Origin of the sequence: Paenibacillus sp. EKM301P (assembly GCF_011800295.1) — a bacterium.
Taxonomy (GTDB): Bacteria; Bacillota; Bacilli; order Paenibacillales; family Paenibacillaceae; genus Paenibacillus; species Paenibacillus polymyxa.
The window spans coordinates 1-219 of the sequence record NZ_JAALFM010000174.1; the positions used below are offsets into that span (position 1 = coordinate 1).

2 tRNA genes are annotated in these 219 nt (G+C 49.3%); both read left to right on the top strand.

The features are described from left to right. Positions 1-3 precede the first annotated feature (3 nt). A tRNA-Glu gene (locus tag HFD99_RS25410) sits at positions 4-75 on the top strand. A 68-nt stretch (positions 76-143) separates the two neighbouring features. Then, a tRNA-Val gene (locus tag HFD99_RS25415) sits at positions 144-219 on the top strand.

A 219-nucleotide genomic window follows, 5' to 3' on the forward strand; every position in this document is an offset into this window, starting at 1 on the left:
CATGGCCCGTTGGTCAAGGGGTTAAGACACCTCCCTTTCACGGAGGTAACAGGGGTTCGAATCCCCTACGGGTCATAAAAAATAACCACAAAAAGTTGCAATAAAAAGTTTGTTGTGGTATAATATAAGAAGTGTTCCGTTGAGGAGGCTTAGCTCAGCTGGGAGAGCATCTGCCTTACAAGCAGAGGGTCGGGGGTTCGATCCCCTCAGCCTCCACCA